2 protein-coding genes are annotated in these 4,424 nt (G+C 72.1%); both read left to right on the top strand.

Features of this window, described 5'->3' with window-relative positions; genetic code table 11:
• The first annotated feature begins 610 nt into the window (after positions 1-610).
• Entirely contained in the window at positions 611-2,689 is a 2,079-nt protein-coding gene (locus tag ACZ5XZ_RS12470; protein WP_468976965.1) for an ATP-binding protein, read from the top strand.
• Between the two features lie 257 nt (positions 2,690-2,946).
• Complete coding sequence (locus ACZ5XZ_RS12475; RefSeq protein WP_468976967.1) at positions 2,947-4,266, top strand: SUKH-4 family immunity protein; 1,320 nt, start codon at positions 2,947-2,949, stop codon at positions 4,264-4,266.
• Positions 4,267-4,424: the final 158 nt, after the last annotated feature.

Genomic DNA, 4,424 nt, shown 5'->3' on the forward strand with positions numbered 1-4,424 from the left:
TCCCCCTCCCCCCCCCCCCCCCCCCCCCCCCCCCCCCCCCAGGGGAGGTCGCTGGTGACCTCGGTAGGAGCCGCCGGCCGCTCTGAAGCAGGCGGAGCCGACCTCGCCAATGGGGGAGCGAGCCGCTTTCATCGTCTGTCGTCTGCACAGCTGCTCGAATGCGCTGGTCGGGCCGCTTACGGGCAGGGAGGGCCATCGAGGGCAGCGCCGCCGGAGGCGCTGCCCTTTGGTAGAACTCGTCCTGGAGCAAGGCTGGTTGACGGCGACCGCCGCACTCCCTGGGGCGAGTAGAACCCGACCCCGGCTTCCGCCCCAGCCGGCCCACATCGACCATGCGCTGGAGGGCCGGGGGAGCGGCGTAGAGCGGTTTCTTGTACTTGAGTTCGTCGGCTTCGGCGATCAGGCGGCCCCGCAGGGCAACGGGGAGTGACCGGTCGTCGGCGAGACGGATGTAGGTGCGGGCGATGGTGCCCCAGGTGTCGGCATGGGCCCGTGTGTCGGACGTCGTCACCGCCGGAGAGAGTCGTCCGGCTGCAGGATCGCTCTAGGATGAACGGCGTACGGTCAACACGACTTGACGGTGCCGGACGGACAGGACAACGGGGAGACAATGACCAGCCCGACCCAGGCCCCAGAGCAGACCAAGGCCCATGAGCCCCATCCCTACATCGGGGGGCGCAATGCCGCGCTGCGCGCGCTCACCGCGTGGCGGATGGGGCGGCCGGGCGCGCCTCGGGTCGTCATCCTGACCGGAAGTCCGGGCACCGGGTGTTCGCGTCTGCTCACGGGGTTCCTGATGCTCTGCGACCCGGAGTATCGCAAGGGGCTCGAGCTGGACGCGCTCGATCCGGCGACCGTGCCTGCGGACCTGCCCGCACCCGCGGTGCCGAGCGTCGCCGGGCTGACGGCAGCGCAGACCCTGTGGCTGCTCGCCGATCACTACGAGTTGTCCGCGACCCGCACCGCCGACATCTTCCCCGAACTCGGTCAACTCCCGTCTTCCGGGCGGCCGGTGACGATCGTGGTGACGGATGTGGATCGGGCCGGTCCGGTGCGGGGGACGGGTGAGCCGGCGCGCGTGGTGCGGGACGTGCTGAAGCCCCTTGCCGCCGTCGAGTCGATACGCCTGCTCGCCGACGTGCCCCGGGAGTTCGCCGTCGAGCTCGCCGAGGGCCTGCCGCCCGGCGCGGCCCAGGTCATCGACCTCGACGCACCCGAGTGGGCCGACCCCGAAGGGCTTGTGCTGCAGGCCGAGGCGCTGCTCGATCCCCAATTCGGCGCCCCGGAGCTGCCGTTCACGACCGATCCGAACGCTCGACGCGCGCTCGCCGAGGCGATCGCCGGGCACGCGGGAGACGGCGCGGGCAGCCGCCTGACCGTGCATCTCGCCGTGCAGTCGATCCTGATGCACCCGGAGGGGTTCGACCCGGCGGATGCGAGCCAACTACCGGGCAGCGTCGGCGAAGTACTCGATCTGCACGCCCAGCGACTTGACACCCACCCCCGCACCCTGCGGCAGATCCTCGCGCCTCTCGCCCTTGCCGAGGGCGACGGCCTGCCCGTGCACCTGCTGACCCCGCTCGCCTCCGCCGTCGCCGAGCGGGACATGAGCGAGGACATGGCGCGGGGCATGCTGCTCGTCGCCCCCTTCATCCGCCCCGTCGAGAGGGCCGACGAAGGCATCCCCGAGGACGAGCGGACGCTCGTTGGATTGCCGCACCCGGGTATCGGCGAGGCCGTTCGGGCGGGTATTCCGAATGTTCCGGGCGCTCAGGCGCGTATCGCCATGGAGTTGCTGGACGCCGTACCCCATCAGGACTGGGCGAAGGCAGGGGCGTACGTGCGCGATCGCATCGCGGGACACACCCTGGAGGCCGGTTTGCTCCCCCGGCTCCTCACCGACCCCGGCCTGTTCGCCCACGCCGAGCCGGTGCGGTTGCGCGCCGCGGTGGAGGCCGTACCCCCGGAGCAGTTGGACGCACCGGCGCGCACATATCTGCGTACGGCCCCGCTGCTCACCCGCACCCAGGCACCCGCCGTCCTTCGAGCGGCGCTCCTGGAGACCGCGTTCGTCGAAGACGGCCTGCCGCAGTACGCGGCGGTGTTGCGCCGCATAGTGCCCGAGCTTCCCTGGCACACCCTGTGGAGCGTACCGGTCGCCGGGGTCGACGCCGTGACCGTCGGCAGACTGCGCCCGTCCGCGGCCGCGTCGGACAGCGCCGCGGAGCCTGCTGCCAAGCAGGAGCCTCCGGAGTCGGCCCCGCTCGCGGTCGCCGTGAGCGCGGTGCCTCAAGGCACCCCGGGTGCACGCCCGTTGAAGGCCGACGATCCCAAGGCCCCCGCCGTCCTGGTGCAGGACCTCGCCACCGGCTCCGTCATCGATGCCGACCCGACCCAGATCCTGCGCCCCTCGGACGACGAGCGCGCCACGGGGCCGCTCGGGTTCAGCCGCGGTGCCGACTATGTACGCGTCTGGCGTCGCGGCGAGCAGAAGGGCGACGAGAAGATCGTCACGGCCCTGGTCTCCGCCACGCCCTTCACGGGAACCGACCTCTCCCCCGACGGCATCCTCCTTGTCGCCACGGAAAGCGGTGTGAAGGCGCTGCAGATCCGCCCGGCGCAGCCCGATGCCGCGACCGCTCGGCGCTCCGTACCCGACCCCCGGGCAGCCGAGCCCGAGCCCGCATAGGCTCCACTAGCCCCCCGGGCCCAAGCCGGAAGCCGCGCAGGCTCCACAAGCCCCTGGGCCCGATGCCCACCAGACCGCCTGAGACCCACCCACCGCAGACCGTTTAGCCTCGAAGGCTCAAAGGCCCGAAGCCTGTCGAAGGCGCCCGTATCAGACCGCCTGCACCCAGGCCCACTCGGACGAGGGCCGCGGAGCGAGCCCGGCACCGACCCCGGCCGCACCGGCCCCGTCCGCCCGAAGACTCGAAGGGAGTTCCCGTGATCAGCCAGGAGCAGGCGCTCGCGACCGCCGAGGGGTGGCTCAACCCCGAGGGACAGGAGCGCCGTGAGGTGCGGATGCAGGAGTTCGATCTGGGCTGGGTGGTGTGGGCCGCGGCCCCGCCGATCGAGCGTGACCCGGTCACGGGCAAGCGCCGGCCGCCGGCCACGATCGGCCACTCCTGCGGTGTGGTCGACCGCCGCACCGGCGAGCTGAGCACCTGGCCGTCCGTGCCGGTCGAGGAGGTGGTGCGGATGTATCAGGAAAAGCACGGCGGCGGCCAGGAGACCGCGCCGCCCGCGCAGCCGCCGGTCACCGGCCCCGGCAACACCACGGTCATCACCTACGTCGACCCGCGCACCGGCGAGGAGACGAGCCTCTTCAAGAACTCCGCCCCCGGTCTGCCGCACTCCGAGTTCCAGGCCATGGCGGAGATCCAGAGCCTCGGCGTCCCCGCGCAGAACGTGGTCGCGATCCACACGGACCTCAGCTCCAGCCTGCTCCCCGGCGGGTACCCGGGCCGGCTGATCGGCCGGGTCTACCCCAACGCCCGGTTCTCCTGCACGCAGGAGTACGGCCTGCGGGGCGAGGAGCGCGCCGAGGCGATCGCCGGGCTGCTCCAGCACGTCGAGACGATGCACCAGATCGCGGGACAGCAGCCGCCGCCACGGCCTCACCGCGCGCCGGTGCCGACCGACGTGGAGCCGGCCGAGCCGCTCCGCGACGTTGCCCTGGGCCGCGAGCTGACGGAGGCCTTCGGCGCTGACGGTGTACGTCGCTACGACGCCGACGACGTGGCGGGCACCCCGCTCCCCGAGGCCACCAAGGCCACGCTGATGTGGGCCGGGCTTCCGACCGACATCCCGTTCTTCTTCACGGCCGACAGCCCGGAGGCGGAGCTTCCGGCCGGCCTGTTCGGCAATGCCGCCGCGCAGCTGCGCGAGGTCGGCTCCCAGGCGAGCGCCGACTCCCTCGCGTTCCTGGAGGGCCACGTCAGGATCGGCACCGACGGGGTCGCTCTGATCACGGTCCAGTGCACGGGGTCCGGTCTGGAGGGTGAGCCTGTCGGCCAGCTCTGGGCCGTCACCCCGGAAAGCGGCGCGGGCCGCCGCGTCAACGCCTCGGTGTCCGCCTTCGCCCGCTCCCTCGCGCTCCTGCACACCACGCGCGAGGAGATGATCGCGCTCGACCCGGTCATGGCGGGCAGGGCCGTCGCCGACTTCCAGGAGCAGCTCGTCGCCATCGACGCATCGGCCCTGGACGACCCGAGGAACTGGTGGTCGGTGATCGTCGAGCAGATGTGGCACGGGCTGTTCTGATCGCCCCCGATCGCCCCCGATCGCCTTGGAGGCGCGGCGCGTTGCCGACAACGCGCCGCGCCTCTTCGCTCTCGCGTGTAAGTGTCTGGACGCCCAACACAAAAAGGGAGCTCACAAGCAAAAAAGGGGAGGGGGGCCCGGGCCCCTGGGTCGGTCTC

The organism is Streptomyces sp. NPDC033270, from assembly GCF_055576575.1.

Bases quoted from the DNA above. Each gene is read 5' to 3' on its own strand.
- ACZ5XZ_RS12470 (WP_468976965.1), top strand. From the start codon at position 611: ATGACCAGCCCGACCCAGGCCCCAGAGCAGACCAAGGCCCATGAGCCC.